General features: G+C 70.8%; 18 protein-coding genes, 2 pseudogenes and 1 riboswitch. Of the genes and pseudogenes, 10 read left to right on the top strand and 10 right to left on the bottom strand.

Features of this window, described 5'->3' with window-relative positions:
- Positions 1 to 6: 6 nt before the first annotated feature.
- Positions 7 to 1,227 (bottom strand): ornithine--oxo-acid transaminase, encoded by a 1,221-nt coding sequence (gene rocD, locus AS97_RS20575; protein ID WP_210565414.1) that lies wholly within the window; start codon positions 1,225 to 1,227, stop codon positions 7 to 9.
- Between the two features lie 32 nt (positions 1,228 to 1,259).
- Positions 1,260 to 1,357, top strand: a riboswitch (ZMP/ZTP riboswitch).
- Positions 1,358 to 1,396: 39 nt separating this feature from the next.
- Between rocD and glyA the strand changes: the two genes are divergently transcribed.
- Complete coding sequence (gene glyA / locus AS97_RS20570; protein ID WP_059143643.1) at positions 1,397 to 2,668, top strand: serine hydroxymethyltransferase; 1,272 nt, start codon at positions 1,397 to 1,399, stop codon at positions 2,666 to 2,668.
- A gap of 305 nt (positions 2,669 to 2,973) precedes the next feature.
- Here glyA and AS97_RS20565 read toward each other — a convergent pair.
- Positions 2,974 to 3,495 (bottom strand): annotated as a pseudogene (locus AS97_RS20565) (RNA polymerase sigma factor); the annotation flags it as partial.
- A 76-nt stretch (positions 3,496 to 3,571) separates the two neighbouring features.
- Here AS97_RS20565 and trpS point away from each other — a divergent pair.
- On the top strand, positions 3,572 to 4,585 hold the full coding sequence (gene trpS / locus AS97_RS20560; RefSeq protein ID WP_086711192.1) for a tryptophan--tRNA ligase: 1,014 nt from the start codon (positions 3,572 to 3,574) through the stop codon (positions 4,583 to 4,585).
- 236 nt (positions 4,586 to 4,821) lie between these two features.
- Positions 4,822 to 5,418 carry a 2'-5' RNA ligase family protein gene (locus AS97_RS20555; RefSeq protein ID WP_059143551.1) on the top strand — a complete coding sequence of 199 codons (597 nt, stop codon included), beginning with the start codon at positions 4,822 to 4,824 and terminating at the stop codon, positions 5,416 to 5,418.
- Positions 5,419 to 5,506: 88 nt separating this feature from the next.
- Here AS97_RS20555 and AS97_RS20550 read toward each other — a convergent pair.
- Positions 5,507 to 6,242 (bottom strand): annotated as a pseudogene (locus tag AS97_RS20550) (SDR family NAD(P)-dependent oxidoreductase).
- Between the two features lie 167 nt (positions 6,243 to 6,409).
- Between AS97_RS20550 and AS97_RS20545 the strand changes: the two are divergent.
- Entirely contained in the window at positions 6,410 to 7,468 is a 1,059-nt protein-coding gene (locus AS97_RS20545) for a YihY/virulence factor BrkB family protein (RefSeq protein ID WP_247204438.1), read from the top strand.
- A 79-nt stretch (positions 7,469 to 7,547) separates the two neighbouring features.
- Here the strand turns inward: AS97_RS20545 and AS97_RS20540 are convergent, their stop codons facing one another.
- Complete coding sequence (locus AS97_RS20540) at positions 7,548 to 8,969, bottom strand: D-alanyl-D-alanine carboxypeptidase (protein ID WP_349017641.1); 1,422 nt, start codon at positions 8,967 to 8,969, stop codon at positions 7,548 to 7,550.
- 10 nt (positions 8,970 to 8,979) lie between these two features.
- On the opposite strand from AS97_RS20540, the gene AS97_RS47485 reads away from it, so the two are divergent.
- On the top strand, positions 8,980 to 9,231 hold the full coding sequence (locus tag AS97_RS47485) for a hypothetical protein (protein ID WP_043241427.1): 252 nt from the start codon (positions 8,980 to 8,982) through the stop codon (positions 9,229 to 9,231).
- A 54-nt stretch (positions 9,232 to 9,285) separates the two neighbouring features.
- Positions 9,286 to 10,584, top strand: coding sequence for a metallophosphoesterase (locus tag AS97_RS20535; RefSeq protein WP_210565411.1), 1,299 nt, complete (start codon positions 9,286 to 9,288; stop codon positions 10,582 to 10,584).
- A 36-nt stretch (positions 10,585 to 10,620) separates the two neighbouring features.
- Here the strand turns inward: AS97_RS20535 and AS97_RS20530 are convergent, their stop codons facing one another.
- The 6 genes from AS97_RS20530 to AS97_RS20505 form a co-directional block, all read right to left on the bottom strand.
- Positions 10,621 to 11,967 carry a VanZ family protein gene (locus tag AS97_RS20530; protein WP_210565410.1) on the bottom strand — a complete coding sequence of 449 codons (1,347 nt, stop codon included), beginning with the start codon at positions 11,965 to 11,967 and terminating at the stop codon, positions 10,621 to 10,623.
- A 179-nt stretch (positions 11,968 to 12,146) separates the two neighbouring features.
- A complete protein-coding gene (locus AS97_RS20525) occupies positions 12,147 to 12,920 on the bottom strand; it encodes a succinate dehydrogenase iron-sulfur subunit (protein WP_059143547.1) in 774 nt (257 codons plus the stop codon).
- Positions 12,920 to 14,674: a succinate dehydrogenase flavoprotein subunit gene (gene sdhA / locus AS97_RS20520; RefSeq protein WP_059143546.1), complete on the bottom strand. Its 1,755-nt coding sequence runs from the start codon at positions 14,672 to 14,674 to the stop codon at positions 12,920 to 12,922. The genes AS97_RS20525 and sdhA overlap by 1 nt, the downstream gene beginning before the upstream one ends.
- A 24-nt stretch (positions 14,675 to 14,698) precedes the next feature.
- Positions 14,699 to 15,169 (bottom strand): succinate dehydrogenase hydrophobic membrane anchor subunit, encoded by a 471-nt coding sequence (locus AS97_RS20515; RefSeq protein ID WP_037953443.1) that lies wholly within the window; start codon positions 15,167 to 15,169, stop codon positions 14,699 to 14,701.
- Positions 15,170 to 15,174: 5 nt separating this feature from the next.
- Positions 15,175 to 15,555, bottom strand: coding sequence for a succinate dehydrogenase, cytochrome b556 subunit (gene sdhC / locus AS97_RS20510; protein ID WP_014061379.1), 381 nt, complete (start codon positions 15,553 to 15,555; stop codon positions 15,175 to 15,177).
- Between the two features lie 156 nt (positions 15,556 to 15,711).
- Positions 15,712 to 16,269, bottom strand: a complete 558-nt coding sequence (locus AS97_RS20505; RefSeq protein WP_210565409.1) for a 2-oxo-4-hydroxy-4-carboxy-5-ureidoimidazoline decarboxylase — start codon at positions 16,267 to 16,269, stop codon at positions 15,712 to 15,714.
- 254 nt (positions 16,270 to 16,523) lie between these two features.
- Here AS97_RS20505 and AS97_RS20500 point away from each other — a divergent pair, with 254 nt between their 5' ends.
- From AS97_RS20500 to AS97_RS20485, 4 genes are all read left to right on the top strand, one after another.
- Positions 16,524 to 18,170, top strand: coding sequence for a glycoside hydrolase family 20 protein (locus AS97_RS20500; RefSeq protein ID WP_210565408.1), 1,647 nt, complete (start codon positions 16,524 to 16,526; stop codon positions 18,168 to 18,170).
- Positions 18,171 to 18,489: 319 nt separating this feature from the next.
- A complete protein-coding gene (locus tag AS97_RS48610) occupies positions 18,490 to 19,563 on the top strand; it encodes a DUF4328 domain-containing protein (RefSeq protein ID WP_059143543.1) in 1,074 nt (357 codons plus the stop codon).
- A gap of 60 nt (positions 19,564 to 19,623) precedes the next feature.
- Positions 19,624 to 20,307 (top strand): RNA polymerase sigma factor, encoded by a 684-nt coding sequence (locus AS97_RS20490; protein ID WP_059143542.1) that lies wholly within the window; start codon positions 19,624 to 19,626, stop codon positions 20,305 to 20,307.
- Positions 20,307 to 21,470, top strand: coding sequence for a hypothetical protein (locus AS97_RS20485; RefSeq protein WP_210565407.1), 1,164 nt, complete (start codon positions 20,307 to 20,309; stop codon positions 21,468 to 21,470). Before AS97_RS20490 ends, AS97_RS20485 begins: the two co-directional genes overlap by 1 nt.
- Positions 21,471 to 21,515 lie beyond the last annotated feature (45 nt).

The raw sequence follows: 21,515 nt of genomic DNA, 5'->3' as shown, positions 1-21,515 counted from the left end.
ATCGGGTCATTCGGCCAGCACCGCCCTGAGCTGGTCCAGCGCCCACTCCAGATCCTCCTCGCCGATCACCAGGGGCGGGGCGATCCGGATAGTGGCGCCATGGGTGTCCTTGACCAGCACTCTGCGGTCCATGAGCCGCTCGGAGATCTGCCGCCCGGTGCCCCGTGACGGATGGATGTCCACCCCCGCCCACAGCCCCCGGCCACGCACCTGCTCAACTCCCCTTCCCAAGAGCAGCCCCAGCTCCCGGTGGAGCAGCTCGCCCAGCGTGGCCGAGCGCCGCTGGAACTCCCCGGTCCGCACCATGGCGATGACCTCCAGCGCGATCGCGCAGGCGAGCGGGCTGCCGCCGAAGGTGGAGCCGTGCTCCCCGGGGCGGTGCACCCCGACCACCTCACGTGAGGACACCACCGCCGACACCGGCACCACCCCGCCGCCCAGCGCCTTGCCCAGCACATAGACATCGGGGACCACCCCCTCATGCTCACAGGCGAAGGTGGTGCCGGTGCGCCCGAGGCCCGACTGGATCTCATCGGCGATGAACAGCACATTCCGCTCCCGGGTCAGCTCCCGGACCCCGGCCAGATAGCCGGGCGGCGGCACCACCACCCCGGCCTCGCCCTGGATCGGCTCCAGCAGCACGGCGACCGTCTCCTCGGGCGCGGCGTCGAGCGCCGTCTCCATCGCCGCCAGCTCCCCGTACGGCACGATCGAGAACCCGGGGGTGAAGGGGCCATGGTCGGCACGGGCCTCCGGATCGGTGGCGCAGCTGATGAGGGTGATCGTCCGGCCGTGGAAGTTGTTCCCGGCGGCGATGATCCTGGCCCGGCCGTCCGGTACGCCCTTGATCCGGTAGCCCCATTTGCGGGCGGTCTTGATGGCCGTCTCCATCGCCTCCGCCCCCGTGTTCATGGGCAGCACCATCTCCATGCCGCACAGCTCGGCCAGCTCGGAGCAGAAGGCGCCGAAGCGGTCGTGGTGAAACGCGCGGGAGGTGAGGGTGACCCGGTCCAGCTGCGCCTTGGCGGCCTCGATCAGCCGGCGGTTGCGATGCCCGAAGTTGAGCGCCGAGTATCCGGCGAGCAGATCGAGATACCGACGGCCCTCGACATCGGTCATCCAGGCGCCTTCGGCGGACGCGACGACGACCGGCAGCGGATGGTAGTTGTGCGCGCCATGGGCCTCGGCGGCGGCGATGGCCCGCTCCGCGGAGCGTCCCGGTCCCATCTTGTCCTCCTTGTCTCACTAGCTAGAGTGGGGGTGCGCACCGTGACTGGCGAGCCGAGCGTGGAACCGACCACGAGGAAGCGATGCGCGGCCTTAGCGCCACGAGGTGCCGCCCGCCTGGGCACCCCGGGACACGACCGGACCGTCACCGATCGCCCCGGAGGACTCGATGAGCCTGCCCCTGACCCATCCCGCCCTGTCGGCCGCCGACCCCGAACTCGCCTCCCTCGTCGGCTCCGAGGAGCTGCTGCAGTCCGAGACCCTGCGCCTGATCCCGAGCGAGAACTATGTCTCCGCCGCCGTCCTGGAAGCCTCCGGGACGGTGCTGCAGAACAAATACAGCGAGGGCTACGCCGGCCGCCGCTACTACGAGGGCCAGCAGGTCATCGACCAGGTGGAGACCCTGGCGATCAACCGGGCCAAGGCCGTCTTCGGCACCGAGCACGCCAATGTGCAGCCCTACTCCGGCTCGCCCGCCAACCTCGCGGTCTATCTGGCCTTCGCCCAGCCCGGTGACACCGTGATGGGCATGTCACTGCCCATGGGCGGTCATCTCACCCACGGCTGGGGTGTCTCCGCCACCGGCACCTGGTTCCGCGGCGTCCAGTACGGGGTGCGCCAGGACACCGGCGCGATCGACTTCGACCAGGTGCGCGAGCTGGCCCTCGAGGAGCGGCCCAAGCTGATCTTCTGCGGTGGCACGGCGGTGCCCCGCACGATCGACTTCGCCGCCTTCGCGGAGATCGCCCGCGAGGTGGACGCGGTGCTCGTCGCCGATATCGCGCATATCGCCGGCCTGATCGCGGGCGGCGCCCACCCCTCGCCCGTTCCGTATGCCGATGTCATCTCCACCACCACTCATAAGACGCTCCGAGGCCCGCGCGGCGCCATGCTGATGGCGCGCGAGACCCATGCCAAGGCCATCGACAAGGCCGTCTTCCCCGGGCTGCAGGGCGGTCCGCACAACCAGACCACCGCCGCCATCGCGGTGGCCCTGCACGAGGCCGCCCAGCCTGCCTTCCGTGACTACGCCCATGCCGTCGTCGCCAACGCCAAGGCGCTCGCCGAGGAACTGCTCGCCCGCGGCTTCGATCTGGTCTCCGGCGGCACCGACAACCATCTGATCCTGATGGACCTGACGCCCAAGGAGGTGCCGGGCAAGGTCGCGGCCAAGGCCCTGGACCAGGCCGGGATCGTGGTGAACTACAACACCGTCCCCTACGACCCGCGCAAGCCCTTCGACCCCTCCGGCGTCCGGATCGGCACCCCCTCCCTCACCTCGCGCGGTCTGTCCACCGAGCACATGCCCGCCGTGGCCGACTGGATCGACCGCGGGGTGACCGCCGCGAAGAGTGGTGACCAGGGCTCCCTCATCAAGATCAGGGCCGAGGTGTCCGAGCTGATGGCGGCCTACCCGGCTCCCGGCCTGCCGACCGGCTGACGCCGCCCGCGGGCCCCTGCCCGGCCTCCAGGCCGGGCAGCGGCCGCCACCACTGCTCCTCCCGGATCCGGTCGTCGGCCACCGGCACCGGCAGGCCCACGATCCGGGCGAGCACCCGCTCGACCAGTGTCTCCCCGCCCGCGCGCGACACGGCGTGCCGCGACGGTCCGCCGGACGGCGGTATCTCCAACGCCCGCCCGAGCGCCCGCAGCTCTCCGGGCAGCCCTTCCTCGGCCATCTCCTTCGCCTCCCCACTCGGTCCCATCAGCCGTCCACCGCGTCTCCTCGGCGGTCTCCGACGGCCCCAGCAGCCGCTCCAGCCGTCTCAGGGCGCGGCTCAGCCGTGATTTCACCGTGCCGCGAGGCCAGCCCAGCGCCTCCGCGGTCTCGCCCTCGTCCAGATCCAGCAGATAGCGGTAGATCACCACCCGCCGCTGCGGCTCGCTCAGCTCCTCCAGCGCGGTCAGCAGCCGCTCCCGCCGCTCGCCCGCCAGCGCCACGGCCGCCGGATCGGCGGACTCCGGTATCACCGGCTCGGCCCCGGACAGCAGCGCTCCCTCCCGGTCCGCCGCCGTGCGCCTCCGGCGCGCCGAACGCACCGCGTTACTCGTCTCATGGGCGACGATCCGCAGCAGCCAGGGACGGAACGCCGCCTCGCTCTCGAACCGCCCCAGCGCGAGATACGCCTTCACAAAGGCGTCCTGCACCACATCCTCGGCATCCGCGCCCGCCCCGAGCAGCCGGGCGGTGCGGTGCGCGATCGGCGCATGGGCCCGCACCAGCTCGGCATATGCCTCGGTGTCGCCGGCCCGCACCCGCGCGATGATCTGTGCTTCACGAGTCCTCACACCTTTCATACACCGGCGGACGGAGTCTGGTTCCACACCTGAGAGAATGGGTGCCATGGCCCTCGATCGTCCCCGTGCGCTCTCCGGTATCCAGCCCACCGCAGGTTCCTTCCACCTCGGCAACTACCTCGGTGCGATCCGGCAGTACGTCGCGCTGCAGGAGACCCACGACGCGTTCTACACCGTGGTCGACCTGCACGCGATCACCGTGCCGCAGGATCCGGCGGAGCTGCGCGCCAACAGCCGGCTCGCCGCCGCCCAGCTGCTCGCCTCCGGCCTGGACCCGGACCGCTGCACGCTCTTCATCCAGAGCCATGTGCCCGAGCACGCCCAGCTCGGGTGGGTGATGAACTGTCTCACCGGCTTCGGCGAGGCGTCCCGGATGACGCAGTTCAAGGACAAGTCGGCCAGGCACGGCGCCGACCGGGCCACCGTCGGCCTCTTCACCTATCCGATCCTGCAGGTCGCGGACATCCTGCTCTACCAGGCCAACCACGTCCCGGTCGGCGAGGACCAGCGCCAGCACATCGAGCTCACCCGGGATCTGGCCGACCGCTTCAACGGCCGCTTCGGCGAGACCTTCACCGTCCCCGAGGCGTACATCGTCAAGGAGACCGGGAAGATCTACGACCTCCAGGACCCGACGATCAAGATGAGCAAGTCGGCGTCCACGCCGAAGGGCATCGTCAGCCTCCTCGACGAGCCCAAGGTCTCCGCGAAGAAGATCAAGAGCGCGGTGACCGACCTCGAGACGGAGATCCGCTACGACGAGGAGAAGAAGCCGGGCGTCAGCAATCTGCTGACCATCTACTCCACCCTGACCGGCATCGCCATCCCGGAGTTGGAGCGCCGTTACGAGGGCAAGGGCTACGGCGCGCTCAAGACCGAGCTCTCCGAGGTGCTGGTCGAGTGGGTCACGCCGTTCCGCGAGCGGACCCAGGAATACCTCGCCGACCCCGCGACGTTGGACGGAATCCTGGCCAAGGGCGCCGAGAAGGCCCGAGCCGTCGCCGCCGAGACGCTGGCCGCCGCCTACGACAAGGTGGGCTTCCTGCCCGCGGTGCGCTGAGCGGCACGTCGAGCGTCGTCCGCACCACCCGGTGAGCACGGCGCACCCCGCGCACGTATGGATACGGACCCCCGCGGACAGCGGAACACACCGGTCCGGCCCCCTGACCAGGGGGCCTGTGGATCGGTGTGTGGAAGAACCGAGGAATCTAGCCGCGAAGGCGGCACAGCCGCCACACTGACACGGGTGCAGCGGCCACAACTCAGCAGCCCGGGAGGGCCAGGAGGGAGAACGCAGTGGGGACCGTAACGCTCGGCGTTTCGATCGCGGTCCCGGAGCCGTACGGCAGCTTCCTCCAGGAGCGGCGCGCGGGCTTCGGGGACCCGGCCGCCCATGGCATCCCCACTCACGTCACCCTTCTGCCGCCGACCGAGGTCGACACCTCGGCGCTGCCCGCCGTGGAGGACCATCTGGCGCGGGTCGCGGCCGAGAGGCGGCCGTTCCCGATGCGGCTGGAGGGCACCGGCACCTTCCGGCCGCTGTCGCCGGTCGTCTTCGTCAGGATCGTCGAGGGCGCGGAGGAGTGCATGGTGCTGCAGGAGCGGATCCGGGTGGAGTCCGGGCCGTGCGCGCGGGAGCTGCAGTTCCCGTACCACCCGCATGTCACGATCGCCCACGGCATCGACGAGGAGGCGATGGACCGGGCGTTCGTCGAGCTCAAGGAGTACGAGGCCGCCTGGACGATCACCGGCTTCGCGCTGTACGAGCAGGGGGAGGACGGGGTCTGGCGGCTGGACCGTGAGTACCCGTTCGGGTCGGACGAACTGCCGGACGGGGCTTCGCCCGTGGTGCCTCGTCAGGCTGATCTCTCGCGTCCGGCGGCGCCCCACTAGGCGCCTCAGGGTGCGCCGTCCCGGATTCCGGTGCGCCATTGCGCCATCTGCGGGTTCGTCGTGGCTGGTCGCGCAGTTCCCCGCGCACTTACGGGGCCCGCCGGGGCAGCAGGCGGCGTGCCGCCATTGTCAGCCGCGGTGCGACCGGCGCCCGGACGAGCCCGGTGCGCCGCCGCAGCCCCTCCTCAATGGCCTCGGCGACCGCCTGGGGCGTGGTGGCCAGCGGTGCGGGGCGCAGTCCGGCCGTGAGCTTCGTACGGACGAAGCCGGGGCGGACGGCCACCACATGGACGCCCGTGCCGCGCAGCGCCTCGCCCAGCTCCTGCGCGAACGCGTCGAGCCCGGCCTTGGCGGAGCCGTGGATGAAGTCGGTGCGGCGGACCCGTGGCGCGGCGGCAGAGGAGAGCACCACCAGCGAGCCGTGGCCCTGGCGGCGCATGGCGTTGGCGCAGATCAGGGCCGAGGAGACGGCGCCGGTGTAGTTGGTCCGGGCGACGCGGACCGCCGCCGGGGGATCGGTCTCGTCGCGCGCCTGGACGCCCAGGACGCCGAAGGCCAGCAGCACCAGGTCGATGTCGCCCTCGGCGAAGACCTTGCCCAGGGACACCTCGTGGGCCTCGGGGGTCAGCGCGTCGAAGGGCACCGTAAGGGTGTCGGCACCGAGGTCCCGCAGCTGCCGGGCGGCCGACTCCAGGGCGGGGGAGGGGCGGCCGGCCAGACCGTACGGGCGCGACGGCTGATCAGGCGGCGGACGGTCGCCAGGCGATCTCGGACGTGCCGCCCAGGACGAGCACCGACTGCGGGGAACCGACCACGTCCTTCATGGGGGGAACGTATCCCCTGATGCGGGGCATATGGAGTGATTGTGCGGCCGTATTCACGGCCTCACCGAAAAGAGTGACGAGCGGAGCGGCTGTCCGGGGAACCCGATATCCGTATCGCGCACCGGCGCGCCGAGGAGTGACACCGCGCAGAAGGGTACTTGCTGATCATGGAATCGTTGACCCGGCTGCCTGTCGTCGGCCCCGCGATGGCCTGGCTGATGCGCACCCATGCCTGGCGTACCTACGAACGGCTGGACCGCGTCCACTGGACCCGGCTCGCCGCCGCGATCACCTTCGCCAGCTTCATCGCCTTCTTCCCGCTCATCGCCGTCGGCGCGGCCGTCGGCGCGGCGATGCTCAGCCAATCGCAGATGGCCCAGTTGCAGAAGAAGATCGCCCAGCAGATCCCCGGGATCTCCGGCCAGCTCGACCTGGGCGGACTCGTCCAGAACGCCGCCACGATCGGAGTCGTCGCGGGCGCCCTGCTGCTGTTCACCGGCATCAGCTGGGTGGGCTCGCTGCGCGAGTGCCTGCGCGCGGTATGGGAGCTGGAGGAGGACCCCGGCAACCCGCTGGTGCGCAAGGTCAAGGACGGCTTCGTGCTGATCGGGCTGGGCGGTGTGGCGCTCGTGTCGTTCGCCGTCTCCGCCCTGGCCGCCACCGCCGTGGGCCGGATCGCCCAGCTGATCGGCATCCCCGAGAACGGGGTCGGCGGCTGGCTGCTGCGGATCGCCGCGTTCGCCATCGCCGTCTGCGCCGACCTCGTGCTGCTGAGCTATGTCCTGACCTGGCTCCCCGGCGTGCAGCCGCCCCGCCGTACGGTCGTGGTCGCCGCGCTCATCGGCGCGATCGGCTTCGAACTGCTCAAGGTGCTGCTCAGCAGCTATCTGAAGGACGTGGCGGCCAAGAGCATGTACGGGGCGTTCGGGGTGCCCATCGCCCTGCTCCTATGGATGAACTTCACCGCGAAACTCACGCTGTACTGCGCCGCCTGGACCGCCACCCCGCCCGCCGCCCGGGCCGAGCACGAGGCCGAATGGGCGGCCGAGGCGGACCAGGCCGAGCCGTCCGGGCCGGACAAGGCCGAGCCGTCCGGGCCGGACAAGGCCGAGCCGTCCGAGCCGGACAAGGCCGACCCTTCCGAGCCGGACAGCGCCCGGCCGTCCGAGCCGGAGGTCGGAAAGCACCGCGCCCGCGGGCCCGGAGGCCCGCAGGCGGCGGCGTGACAGCGACCGTAAGAGGCCCGGCTCGGCCGTAAGGGCTCGCTCAGTGGGTTCGCTCAGTGGGTTCGCTCAGTGGGTTCGCTCAGTCGCGCGAGCGGCGCCGGGCCAGCTCCGGCAGCGGCCAGCGACGGTGCACCCCGAAGGCCGCCGCGCCCAGCAGCGCCAGGGAGCCGCCCGCGATGCCCACCGCGGTCCACGCCCCGCCGGAGCCCCCGTCGTCCGTGGAGACGGACGCCTGGGCGTGCTTATGGCCGTTCTCGCCGCCGTCCGAGGGGTGGCTCGCGCCCGCCGCGCCCGGGCGGACGAGGGTGCCGACCGGGTTCACCGAGCCCGCCGCCTTGAAGCCCCAGTCGAAGAGCCTCGCGGTCTCCTTGTAGACCTCGTTCGCCTCCTTCTCCTGCGGATTCATGACGGTGACCAGCAGCACCCGGTTTCCGCGCTGGGCGACCCCGGTGAAGGTGGCGCCCGCGTTCGTGGTGTTGCCGTTCTTGACCCCGGCGATGCCCTTGTAGGGCTCGACGCCGAAGCCGGTCAGCAGCCGGTTGGTGTTCTGGATGCCGAAGCTGGAGCGCTTCTTCTTGCCCTTTTCGAACGTGCCGGGGAACTGCGCGGTCGCCGTCGAGCAGTACTCGCGGAAGTCCGCCTTCTGCAGCCCCGAGCGGGCGAAGAGGGTCAGGTCGTACGCGCTGCTGACCTGGCCCTCCTCGTCGTAGCCGTCCGGTGTGACCACATGGGTGTCGCGCGCGTTCAGATGCTTCGCGTGTGCCTGCATCTCCCTTACGGTCGCCGGGACACCGCCGTTCATGGCCGACAGCACATGCACCGCGTCGTTGCCCGAGCGCAGGAAGACGCCGAGCCACAGGTCGTGGACCGAGTAGGTGTAGTTCTCCTTGACCCCGACCAGGCTGCTGCCCTCACCCATCCCCTCCAGGTCGGACAGCTGCACCTTGTGGGTCTTCGTCTTCGGCATCTTCGGCAGCAGCGTGTCCGCGAACAGCATCTTCAGCGTGGACGCGGGCGGCAGCCGCCAGTGGGCGTTGTGCGAGGCGAGCACATCACCGGACTCGGCGTCGGCCACCAGCCAGGACTTTCCGCTGAGCTCCTTGGGCAGCGCGGGCGCGCCCGCCTTGGGGTCCACCTGGGTGCCGGGGCGGCCGAGCCGCTTCCCGCCCACCGTGGACATATGGGCGGGCGGCTTGACCGCGTCGGTGGCGCCGCCCGGCTGATCGGCGGCGTGAGCCGGGGCGGCGGCGAGCGGTCCGCACAGCAGGAGGGCGGCGGCGGTGGCGGCCAGCGGCGCGGCGGCGCGGCGGGCGGGGGTACGGCGACCGCTCTCGCGGGTGCTCTTGCCGGTGCTCTTACGGGTGCGGTCTCGGACGTGAGTGCTGGTGAAGGAAGGTGTGGGCACGGAGGTGAACGTACCTGGCGTCGCTGAGGAGAGCGACAGCAGCGCTGATGTGTTGACGGCAGACCCCCGCGTGGAGGTATCCGGGGCCGTGCCCATACTGGAACCCATGAAGCTCAGCCGCCCCGTGTCCTGGTTCCTGCTCGCCTTCGGGGTCTGGAGCTGGGTCATCTGGTTCACCTTTGTCAAAAATTTGTGGAAGGACGCCAGCGGACTCGCCTTCGACGACTCCGGCGACCCCACCACGTACTTTTGGGTGCATCTGCTGCTCGCGATCACCTCGTTTCTCTTGGGGACGGCGATCGGGGTCATCGGGTTGCGTGGGGTGCGCGCTCTGCGTCGAAACGACGCCTCCGAGTAGCCGTTCCAGGTAGCCGTCGGGTAGTCGGGTAGTCGCTAGGGGAGGGGACCTGGGATGGTCGTGCTCTACGTCCTGATCGCACTGGCCGTCGTCGGCGTGCTGACCGGCGTCCACTGGTACGTGTGGCGGCGGCTGGTCGGCGACACGACGGCGCGCGGGGGGTGGGCGCGCCGTACGGGCACGGCGGCCGCCTTCGTGCTGCCGCTGATGAGCGTCGGCGCGGTGATCTCGGGCCGCGCGGGCGCGCCCTTCCCGCTCCAGCGCGTCCTGGCCTGGCCGGGCTACCTCTGGCTCGCCCTGCTCCTGTACCTGACTCTGGCCCTGCTCGTGGGCGAGGCGGTACGGCCTCTGCTGGGCGCTTGGCTTGCCCGTCGCAAGCCCGCCGAACCCGCTGATGTGCGGTCGACCGAGAGCCCCGCGGCGGCCGCGGATGAGGCTGCCGCCGGGCGGACAGCGGACGCCGGTTCGGCGGCGACCGCCGTCGCCCCCGCTCCGGTGGCTGTGCGCACGGACGGTCCGGCGCCCGCCGCCCCCCGGCGGCTGTTTGTCGCGCGGGCCGTGGCCGTCGGGGCCACTGCCGTGGCTGCCGGAACGGTGGGGTACGGGACGTACACCGTGCTGCGCGGGCCGCGGGTCAAGAGGATCACCGTGCCGCTCGCCAAGCTGCCGCGCCGGGCGCACGGCTTCCGGATCGCCGTCGTCAGCGATATCCACCTCGGGCCGATCCTGGGCCGCGCCCACACCCAGCGGGTCGTCGAGGCGGTCAACCGCACCAACCCCGACCTCATCGCCGTCGTCGGCGACCTCGTGGACGGCAGTGTCGCGGACCTCGGCCCGGCCGCCGAGCCGCTGCGCGCGCTGCGCGCCCGCCATGGCAGCTACTTCGTCACCGGCAATCACGAGTACTACTCGGGCGCCGACGCGTGGCTGGATCATGTGCGTGAGCTGGGCCTGCGGCCCCTGGAGAACGAGCGCACCGAGCTGCCCGGCTTCGATCTCGCCGGGGTGAACGACGTCGGGGGCGAGAGCGAGGGCCAGGGCCCCGACTTCGGCAAGGCGCTCGGCGGCCGCGACCGCTCGCGTGCCTCCGTGCTGCTCGCCCATCAGCCGGTGGTGATCCACGACGCGGTGAAGGCGGGCGTCGATCTCCAGCTGTCCGGCCACACCCACGGCGGTCAGCTGTGGCCCGGCACCTATGTGGCCGAGCTCGCCAACCCGACCGCCGCCGGTCTCGACCGGTACGGCGACACCCAGCTCTATGTGACCCGCGGCGCGGGCGCCTGGGGCCCGCCGGTACGGGTCGGGGCGCCGCCGGACGTCACCGTGGTGGAGCTTGCCTCGACCCGTACCTGAGCGTCTGAGCGCCCGCCATCCCGGCGCCATCCCGCGTCAGCGGGAGTCGGCGGCGGACCGCTCAACCTTCGCCGAGCCGGTGGGACCCACAGGACCCGTGCCGACCAGCGGACGGTCGAGGTCCCCCGCCGATGCGCCGTCGTCGGCCGCCCGCGCCACCGCGACCGGCTCCGACCGGTCGGCGGCCTGCGCGCCGGCCCGTACGGCCCGGCTGTGCGGCAGCGTGGCGTTGTGGATGCCCGAGACGCGGTCGTGCGGGGCGAGTCGGTGGGGGTGGCGCAGGGTCCTCCACGCGCAGGCGGCCGTCAGCGCGAGCCCGGCCAGCACCGCCTGCAGTTCGATGCTGCTGAGCGCGTAGAGGATCGTCTCCGCGTTCTGGGCGCCCGAGCCGTGGACGGTGGTGAGATGGTCGTAGCGCCACGGCTCGTTCAGCAGGATCAGCGTGGCCAGGAAGAATCCCGACAGGAACGGCATCACCGACGCCGCGAGCACCAGCGCTCGCAGGATCAGCCGCCAGGGCACGAGCGGGCCGCCGTTCTCCCCCACCAGCCGCAGCAGCACCAGCCGCTTTCCGGGCGTCGCACCGGTCGCCAGCGGCAGCAGGACGAACCACACCACGCAGATCGCGACGGGCAGCCATGCCGGGGCCGTTCCGCGCCGCTCGATCATCACGACGGTGGCGAACACCGATGTGACGACACATCCGGCCAGATCGACGGTGAGCGCCGTCAGCCGCCGCCCGAACGGCACCGGACGTGCCGCCAGCGCCCGCCCGTCCAGCGCCTCCAGCGCGGGCAGCAGCCGTGCGACCGGGCCGGCCAGCAGCCAACCGACCACCGCTCCCGAGGTGTTGACGATCAGGTCGTCCACGTCGAAGAGGCGGTACGGGCAGCTGTAGAGACCCCACACCCCGGTCCACTGCGTCAGCTCGAAGGACATCGAGACCACGAAGCCGATCACGGCGGTGGCGCGCAGCGAGCGCCCGAAGTGGTAGCGCAGGAAGACGCCGAGCGGCACAAGCAGCAGCAGATTGAAGAGGGTCCCGGCGACGGCGGGGTTCTGGAGGACGAGCGCGTTGAGCCCGACCTGGTGGTGGGCCTCTTTCCAGATGTCGCTGAAGGTGTTCCCGGGCATCCACTGCGGATGGGCCACGGGTGCGAACCGCTCGCACATGTCGCCGGTCTGCTTCGGCAGCGGCACGATCGTCATGCAGTAGGCGGTGAGCAGGTAGTAGAGGAAGCCGTAGAGCGACAGCGTCCGCCCCGGGGACATCACGCCGTGACGGCGGTAGAGGAGGACGGCCGTCGGCAGCAATAACACGAGTGCCAGGAGCGGGAAGAGGGCTGCGGCCGTTTTGATCGGCAGAAGGTAGGCGGTGGCCATGCGCAGGACTATACGCCATGTGTATACATTGCATGTATAGATCGTGTGCACAGTCCCCGGCGTGCGCCGGTACGACAAGGGCCCCGCCCCCGGAATCCGGAAGCGGGGCCCTCGCCCAAAGGCTTGGAGCCAAAGGCTCCGTCGCTCAGAAGCGCTCAGAAACGGACGCTCAGAAGCGCTCAGAAGCGGCGCGTGATCAAGGCGCGCTTGACCTCCTGAATGGCCTTGGTGACCTCGATGCCCCGCGGGCACGCCTCGGTGCAGTTGAAGGTGGTGCGGCAGCGCCAGACGCCGTCCTTGTCGTTCAGGATCTCCAGCCGCTGCTCACCGCCCTCGTCGCGGGAGTCGAAGATGAAGCGGTGCGCGTTGACGATCGCCGCCGGGCCGAAGTACTGGCCGTCGTTCCAGAACACCGGGCACGAGGAGGTGCACGCGGCGCACAGGATGCACTTGGTGGTGTCGTCGAACCGCTGGCGGTCCTCGGCGGACTGCAGCCGCTCACGCGTCGGCTCGTTGCCCGTCGTGATCAGGAAGGGCATCACATCGCGGTACGCCTGGAAGAACGGCTCCATGTCCACGATCAGGTCCTTGAGGACCGCGAGCCCCTTGATCGGCTCGACCGTGATGGGCTTCTCCGGGTTGATGTCCTTGATCAGCGTCTTGCAGGCCAGCCGGTTGCGGCCGTTGATCCGCATCGCGTCGGAGCCGCAGATGCCGTGGGCGCAGGAGCGGCGGAAGGTCAGGGTGCCGTCCAGCTCCCACTTGATCTTGTGGAGGCCGTCGAGGACGCGCTCCTTCGGATCGAGGTCGATCTGGAAGTCCTCCCAGACCGGCTGGTCCGAGACCTCCGGGTTGAAGCGCCGGATCCGGAAGGTCACGGTGATCAGGTGCGAGGCGGTGGCGTCGGCCGCCTCGGGGGCCTGGTCGGACTTCTCGAGGGTGGGAGTGCTCATCAGTACTTACGCTCCATCGGCTGGTAGCGGGTCTGCACGACCGGCTTGTAGTCGAGGCGGATGGACTCGGAGCCGTCCGCGCCCACCTCTCGGTACGCCATGGTGTGCCGCATGAAGTTGACGTCGTCGCGGTTCGGGTAGTCCTCGCGGTAGTGGCCGCCGCGCGACTCCTTGCGGGCCAGCGCCGAGATCGCCATGACCTCGGCCAGGTCGAGCAGGTTGCCCAGCTCGATGGCCTCCAGCAGATCGGTGTTGAACCGCTTGCCCTTGTCCTGGACGCTGACGTTCTTGAACCGCGCCCGCAGGTGGCCGATCTCCTCGACGGCCTCCTTGAGCGTCTGCTCGGTGCGGAAGACCATGACGTTCTTGTCCATGGTCTCCTGCAGCGCCTTGCGGACCTCGGTGACCCGCTCGGTGCCGGTCGCGTCCCGCAGGTTCTCCACCTGGCTCTGGACGAACCCGGCCGGGTCCTCCGGAAGCTCGACGAAGTCGGCCCTGGCGGAGTACTCCGCGGCGGCGATGCCCGCCCGGCGGCCGAAGACGTTGATGTCGAGCAGCGAGTTGGTGCCCAGGCGGTTGGCGCCGTGCACCGAGACGCAGGCGACCTCGCCGGCCGCGTACAGGCCCGGGACGACGGTGTCGTTGTCCGCCAGCACCTCGCCCTGGACGTTGGTCGGGATGCCGCCCATCGTGTAGTGCGCGGTCGGCTGGATCGGGATCGGGTCCGTGTACGGCTCGATGCCCAGGTACGTCCGCGCGAACTCGGTGATGTCGGGCAGCTTGGCGTCCAGCTGCTCCGGCGGCAGGTGGGTCAGGTCCAGATAGACGTGGTCGCCCTCCGGACCGCAGCCGCGGCCCTCACGGATCTCCGTGTAGATCGACCTCGACACCACGTCTCGCGATGCCAGGTCCTTCATGACCGGCGCGTACTTCTCCATGAAGCGCTCGCCGTCCTTGTTGCGGAGGATGCCGCCCTCACCGCGGGCGCCCTCCGTCAGCAGGATGCCCATGCGCCAGATGCCGGTCGGGTGGAACTGGAAGAACTCCATGTCCTCCAGCGGCAGCCCGCGCCGGTAGGCGACCGCCTGGCCGTCACCGGTGAGGGTGTGCGCGTTGGAGGTCACCTTGAAGAACTTGCCGCAGCCGCCGGAGGCGAAGACGACGGCCTTCGCCTGGAAGACGTGCAGCTCACCGGTGGCCAGCTCGTACGCCACCACACCGGCGGTGCGCTTGACCCCGTCGACCTCGGTCATCAGGAGGTCCAGGACGTAGAACTCGTTGAAGAACTCCACGCCCTCCTTGACGCAGTTCTGGTACAGCGTCTGGAGGATCATGTGGCCGGTGCGGTCCGAGGCGTAGCAGGACCGGCGGACCGGGGCCTCGCCGTGGTTACGGCTGTGGCCGCCGAAGCGGCGCTGGTCGATGGTGCCGTTCGGGGTGCGGTTGAACGGCAGGCCCATCTTCTCCAGGTCGAGGACGGAGTCGATGGCCTCCTTCGCCAGGATCTCGGCGGCGTCCTGGTCGACCAGGTAGTCGCCGCCCTTGATCGTGTCGAAGGTGTGCCACTCCCAGTTGTCCTCCTCGACGTTGGCGAGGGCGGCGGCCATGCCGCCCTGTGCCGCGCCGGTGTGGGAGCGGGTCGGGTAGAGCTTGGTGAGCACCGCGGTGCGGCTGCGCTTGGTCGACTCGATGGCCGCGCGCATTCCGGCCCCGCCGGCGCCGACGATGACGGTGTCGTACTTATGGATCTTCATGAGTGGATACCTCAGCCCCGGGGCCTAGCGGATGTTCGGGTCGAAGGTGAAGATCACCAGAGTGCCGAGCACGATGGTGAATCCTGCCGCCGTGTAGAGCAGCGCCTTCAGCCACAGGCGGGTGTTGTCCCGCTCCGCGTAGTCGTTGATGATCGTGCGCAGGCCGTTCGCGCCGTGCAGCGTGGCGAGCCAGAGCATGATCAGATCCCATGCCTGCCAGAAGGGCGAGGCCCAGCGGCCGGCCACGAAGGCGAAGCCGATCTTGGTGACACCGCCGTCCAGCACCAGCTGGATCAGCAGATGGCCCAGGACCAGGACGACCAGCAGGACGCCGGACAGGCGCATGAAGAGCCAGCCGTACATCTCGAAGTTCGTCCGGGTCGCCCTGGGCGTCTTGCGGGTACGGGCCCGCGGCGGCTCGATGACCGGGGCCGGATGATCCACGTCGTACGCGCTGACCGCGTCGCTCGCGGGGGTGGTGGTCTCGGCGGACATGTGCGTCAGCTCCCGAACAGTTCGCGCAGCGTGTGCTGGAGGATCGGGTAGAAGGCACCGGCCATCAGCACGACCCAGATACCGACGACACCCCAGAGCATCTGCCGCTGGTACCTCGCTCCCTTGGACCAGAAGTCGACGGCGATGACGCGAAGGCCGTTGAGGGCGTGAAACAGGATGGCGGCCACGAGGCCGTACTCCATCAGGTTCACGACGGGATTCTTGTAGGTGGCGACCACGTTGTCGTACGCCTCGGGCGAGACGCGGACCAGCGAGGTGTCCAGCACATGTACGAACAGGAAGAAGAAGATGAGGACGCCGGTGACTCGATGAGCCACCCAGGACCACATACCTTCCCGGCCGCGATACAGCGTTCCAGCCGGCACGGAAAAACCCTCCGGAAGCGGATTTGGGGCCTGCCGGCTTCACGGTCGGTCGGGCCCGGCCGGGTACGGTCCACCGGCCCTGGACATCGTACCGACGTGCTGTCGGCAGGTTCGTCCGGGGGGCTCAGGTGTGATCTATCAAGCACGAACGGGCGATCACGCGATACGGAACCCGGATACATCCGGCAGACAGGAGGTGTCCGCGGCCAGCCGGACGAGCCTGCCGCGGGCGATGCGCCGCAGCTCCTCCGCGGTGTTGTCGCGCTCCCGCTCCCGCTCGTTGCCCAGCCGGTCCCGGATCCCGGTCAGCAGCCGGTCGAGCCGCTCCTCGGGCCGCAGGCCGTCCAGACAGATGACGAAAACGTGACCGAACCGACGCTCGTACGCATCGTGGGCGGCCTGGAGCGCGGTGTGGGCGGCCAGTGACCCCAGGCTCTGTGCGGGCGGCAGCTCATGGCCGACGACCGACTCGTCCGCGAGCGCCTCGTCCAGATCGGCCGGGGTGAGGTCATAGCTGGCCTCGTCCCCGGCGGCCAGCAGCGCCTCCAGATCGGGGTACGGGCGGTGGGCGACGATCAGCCGGGCCCAGCGACGGCTGCCGCAACAGGCGAGCAGCGCGGCCTCGGCCGCGTCGGCGGTGGCGGTATTGAGCCGGTCGAGGCGGGAGGCGGCGGCGCGGGACCTGGACCTGGACAGCGTGGACTCCTCGGACACGCATGAGACACGCGGGGAAGGGGCGCCGCGCCCGGGAGCAGCGGACGCCCGGGTCGGGCGTGGGAGACATGGGCTGGGCGCGTGAGCAGTTCACGTTAACGAGGGGCGGGGACGGGGGCCCGGGGGGAACGCGATATCACCCGAACGGGGAGGTTTTACCGCATGCGGTGGACGGCATTCGGGGCGCAGGGTGTTTTTCGACCCCAAAGCGGCCGAATGCCCGAAGCGGGGAGGGCCTAAGGAGGTACACCGCCATGGGATTGCCGCTCAGAGCCACCAAGGCGTCCTGCGTCCGCGGTCTCGTCGCGGGTGCCGTCGCCACCCTCGTCCTGGCGGCCCTCGGCTGCCAGCAGACGGACGGCGGCCAGGGGCAGGCCGGCACCCGCTCCTCGCCTGCGCACTCCGCGCACGCCACGACCGCCACCTCGGCGCGGCCCCCCTCGACCACCCCGCCGCACGGCACGGCGGCCTCCGCCCCGCCCCGCACCGTCCCCTCCGTCCGCGAGTTCACCCCGACCACGGGCCCGGGCTGGCGGCCCGGCAGCGGCAGCCGGGTGGTGGCCGACCTCGATGGCCCGCTCGCCGACGAGGCCCGCACCATCGCCGCGGAGCTGGGGCTGCGCACCGCCTCCGGTACCCCCCGCACCGGTGATCTCTCCCTCGCCCTCGATCCGGGGCAGAGCGGTGGCCGCGAGGCGTACACGCTGACGGTCGGCGGCGGCCGCGCCCGGATCACCGGCCCGGCCGACGCGGGCGTCTTCTGCGGCACCCGCACCGTGAAACAGGCCCTGCGCTCCGGCGGCCGCCTCCCCGAAGGCGTGATCCACGACCGGCCCGGCCGCGCCCAGCGCGGCCTCAACCTGGACATCGCGCGCAAGTTCTTCTCGGCCGGGTGGATCGAGGCCCGGATGCGCGAGATGGCCGACCTCAAGCTCAACCAGCTGGCCCTGCACTTCTCGGACGACCAGGGATTCCGCATCCAGAGCACCAGCCACCCCGAGATCGTCTCGGCCCAGCACCTCACCAAGGCCCAGGTCCGGGAGATCGTCGCGCTCGGGCGGCGGCTGCACATCACCGTCATCCCCGAGATCGACTCGCCGGGCCATCTCGGCGCCGTCATCAGGGCCCATCCGCAGCTCCAGCTCCGCAACGCGGGCGGCACCACGTTCCAGGGGTCGGTGGACATCTCCCAGCCGGCCGCTGCCCGCATCGTCGATCAGCTGATGCGCGAGTACGCCCCGCTCTTCCCCGGCCGCTGGTGGCATCTGGGCGCCGATGAGTACCTCGCGCTGACCGTCAAGGACCCCCAGGCGTCGTTCCCGAAGCTGGTGGCCGCCGCGAAGGCGAAGTACGGCCCCAACGCCCGGGTGCAGGACCTGGTCACCGGCTGGCTGAACGACCGGGCCCGGCTCGCCCGGCAGCTGGGCAAGCAGCCCAAGGCGTGGAACGACGGCTTCTTCGCCGGCGGCGTCGTCAAGCCCGACAAGAACATCGAGGTCGAGTACTGGACGGGACGGCTGAAGGAGACGGCCCGGCAGCCGCTGGAGTATCTGAAGGAGGGCCGCAAGGTGGTCAACCTCAACGACTCGTACCTCTACTACGTCCTCGGCGAGCCCGGCGGCTTCACCTACCCGACCGGCGAACGTATTTACGAGAGCTGGTCCCCCGCGGTCCTGCGCGGCTCCACGCCCGTCGCCGACAAGTCCCTGACCGGACCGAACCGGATCCTCGGCGCCCGTTTCGCCGTCTGGGGGGACCGGCCCGAGGCCCAGACGCCCGCACAGGTGGCCCAGGGCATCCGGCTGCCGCTCGCGGCGCTGGCCCAGCGGGTGTGGGATCCCGGGAAGCCGCCGCTGAGCTGGTCCGACTTCACCCGGCTCGCCGAGCGGCTCGGGGTCTGAGCGCGAGAGCCGGGCGGCAGAGAAGAGGGAGAAAAAGAAGGACGGTCGGGGCCGCCACCCCCCACAGGAGAGGCCCCGACCGTCGATCAGGGAGAGCCGTCAAAGGCTCGCACCCCTTACAGCGTCGCACGCCTCGATTGCGTCACACCTCCCCTTGCACGAAACCGGGGACTTCACCCCGCGTCCAGGGTCCGTTCCGCTCTGGACTTGACCGGTCGGATGCCCGTAACGTGCAGGTCCGCGCTCTGGGCGCGGTCAGAGGCTTCATTTTCTCGCGTGGCCCGCAGCGGGTCACGTTCCCAGGGGGACTCAAAAGACCATGTATCCGTGTGGGAACTGCCGCGCTGTCGCCGTCGGCCCCGACGGGCGCTGTGCCGCATGCGGGACGTACCAGCAGCAGCTGCAGCAGCCCTCCGCGCCGCCGCAGCAGCCGTCCGTCCCGCCGCAGATGGCGCAGATGCCGCCGACACCCGGCGGCTACCCGGCTGCCCCGCCCATGGGCATGCCGACCGGCGGGGTCGATCTGCGGCGCGGGCTTTCCACCACGCTCGTCGCGCTGTTCGGCGTGGCGCTGCCGGCGCTCATCTTCCTCTTCGTGGGGCGTTCCGGTCAGTACAGCGTGATCGGCGACATGCTGGACGCGGTCGAGGGCAAGTCCGTCTCCATCACCGAGCAGGACCTCAATGACGCCGATGACCTGTTCACCACCGCACAGGTCAGCTACTCGCTGCTCACCGTCGCGATCGCCGTGGTCTGGGCGATCTGGTTCCGGCGGCTGCGGCTGAACGCCGAGGTCTTCGCGCCCGGCCAGCACCGCTTCAGCAGCGGCTGGGCGGCCGGTTCGTGGTTCACCCCCGTCGTCAATTTCTGGTTCCCCAAGCAGATCGCCAACGACATCTGGCGCGCCAGCTCCCCGCAGGGGCCGCACGCGGTCAGCCGCGGTCTGCTCAACGGCTGGTGGGTCACCTGGATCGTCGCGCTGATCACCAACGCCATCGGCGGCATCCGCTACAACCTGCTGCGGGGCAAGGTGGAGGGCGACGACTACGCCCCGTCCCCCTCCGAGGCCAAGAGCGACATCGAGAGCCTGCACTCCATCCTGGCCTTCGATATGTTCGCGATCGTGATCTTCATGGCCGCGGCGGTCCTCGCGCTGCTGCTGGTCCGGCAGATCACCGCGATGCAGGAGCAGCGCGCCTCGCTGCCCCCGCAGATGGGCGGCCCGGCGCCGTACGGCATGCCGGCGCCGAACCCGTACGGCGCCCCGGCGCCCGGACCGGCCCCCTACGGCACCCCGGCCCCCGGGCCCGGCTCGTACGGTGCCCCCCAGATGCCACCGACCCCGCCACCCGGCCAGCCCGGCCAGCAGTACCCGCCCTACGGGCAGGGCTAGCCCGCGGCTACGCCGGAATCGACTGGACCACGGATTCTCCGAGTGGGGCAGGAAGAGAGCGTGCAGGCGGACGACGCGGAACTGACCGCCGCGGTACTCGCGGCGCAGGAAGGCGACGAGACCGCCTTCCGGACCGTCTACCGGTCCGTGCACCCTCGCCTCCTCGGCTATGTGCGCACGCTGGTCGGGGACGGAGACGCGGAGGACATCACCTCCGAAGCATGGCTGCAGATCGCCCGCGACCTGCAACGCTTCAGCGGAGACGCCGACCGTTTCCGGGGCTGGGCGGCCCGAATAGCCCGCAATCGCGCACTGGATCACATACGGATGCGCGGCCGTCGCCCGGCCATCGGCGGCGATGAGTCGGAGCTGGAGTTCCGCGCCTCCGACGCGGACACCGCCGGTGAGGCGATGGAGGCCCTCGGCACCGGCCGGGCGCTCGGGCTGATCGCCCAGTTGCCACAGGACCAGGCCGAGGCGGTGGTGCTCCGGGTGGTCCTCGGCCTCGACGCCAAGAGCGCGGCCGCGGTGCTGGGCAAGCGGCCGGGGGCGGTGCGCACGGCCGCCCACCGGGGTCTGCGGCGGCTCGCGGATTTGATCGGCCCGGCGGCGGGGGACGATCCGGCGGTGCTCGAGGGAATCCCGGGGCAACGTGAGTCACACGGCGGCGGAGCAACCAACCCGGGTGTGGCGAAGTCTGCTGGTGTGACGGATTCACGCGCGCCAACGCAGAAGGACATGTGATGGCCGAAGACCACCGCTACAGCTGGCTGGATGACGCTGCCGTGGAGCGGTTGCTTCGCGGCGAACCGGTCGAGGGGCAGCCCGGTGCCCCCGACGGCCGGGGCGACGAGTCATATGCCGAAGCGGAGCGGTTGGCGGCCGTGCTCAGCGCCGTCGCCGGAGCGGGCCGCCCGGCGGCCCCCTCCGACGCGTCCGCGCTTCCGGGCGAGGAAGCGGCCATGGCCGCCTTCCGGGCGGCCCGGGTCGCCGTCGAGGCCGAAGCGGAAGCCGTCGCCGAGCCGGGGATGGCCCGGCGGTCGCAGCGGATCCGGAAGTTCGGAGAGAGACGGCCGCGGCTGCGCCGCCCCCTGCGGGCGAGCATGATCGCGATGGTGGCCGGCTGTGCGCTGAGCGGTTTCGCGGTCGCGGCCGCGGCGGGCGTGCTGCCCACCCCGTTCGGGCCGAGCCACCACACTCCGGGCCCCTCGGTGAGCATGTCGGACGCCGGACCCGGCGGGGAATCCGCCCACCCGGAGATCTCCGAGGACGGCGGAACGACGGCACCCGGCCCCAGCGGTTCGAGCGACAACGATGCCAGCGATGTGGGGTCGAACGGCGCCCAGGGCGGAACCGTCCCCTCCGATCCGGAGGATGACGACAAGGGCAAGGAGGGGGACGCCTCCTCGAAGGGGAAGCACGGCACCCCGGGATGGGCCCTCCGTATCTGCCCCCGTTACCTGGTCGGCGAGTTGGGGGGCGCGGACCTCGACAAGAAGTCGCTGGAGAAGCTGACGAAGGCGGCCGGGAGCGAGTCCGCCATCCACGGCTACTGCACCCAGATCCTCACCGACGACAGCACGGACACCCCGCGCAGCGACGACGGCGGCGAGAGCACGGACAACGGTGGCGGCGACAACGGCACCGACAGCGGTTCGGACAACGGCGGCGGCAACGGTGGGTCCAATGGCTCCGGCTCCGGTGACGGCGGCGGTTCGGACAGCGGTGGCGGCTCCGGTGGCGATTCGGGAAAAGGTGGCGGGGACGACACCACAGTCCCCCAGCCCCCGCCTCCGCCTCCGCCGAGCGACACCGGCACGCCGAGCGACACCACGACACCGACGCCCAAAGGTGACTCCACGGCGCCGACGGACCCGGTGACGGCTACGGGAACGAGTGCCGACTGAGACTCCGGCACCCAGGTGTGACGTTTTTTTCAGCGGTGACGCTGA

Origin of the sequence: Streptomyces sp. AgN23 (assembly GCF_001598115.1) — a bacterium.
Classification (GTDB): Bacteria; Actinomycetota; Actinomycetes; order Streptomycetales; family Streptomycetaceae; genus Streptomyces; species Streptomyces antimycoticus.
This window is presented reverse-complemented; position numbering and strand designations above follow the sequence as displayed.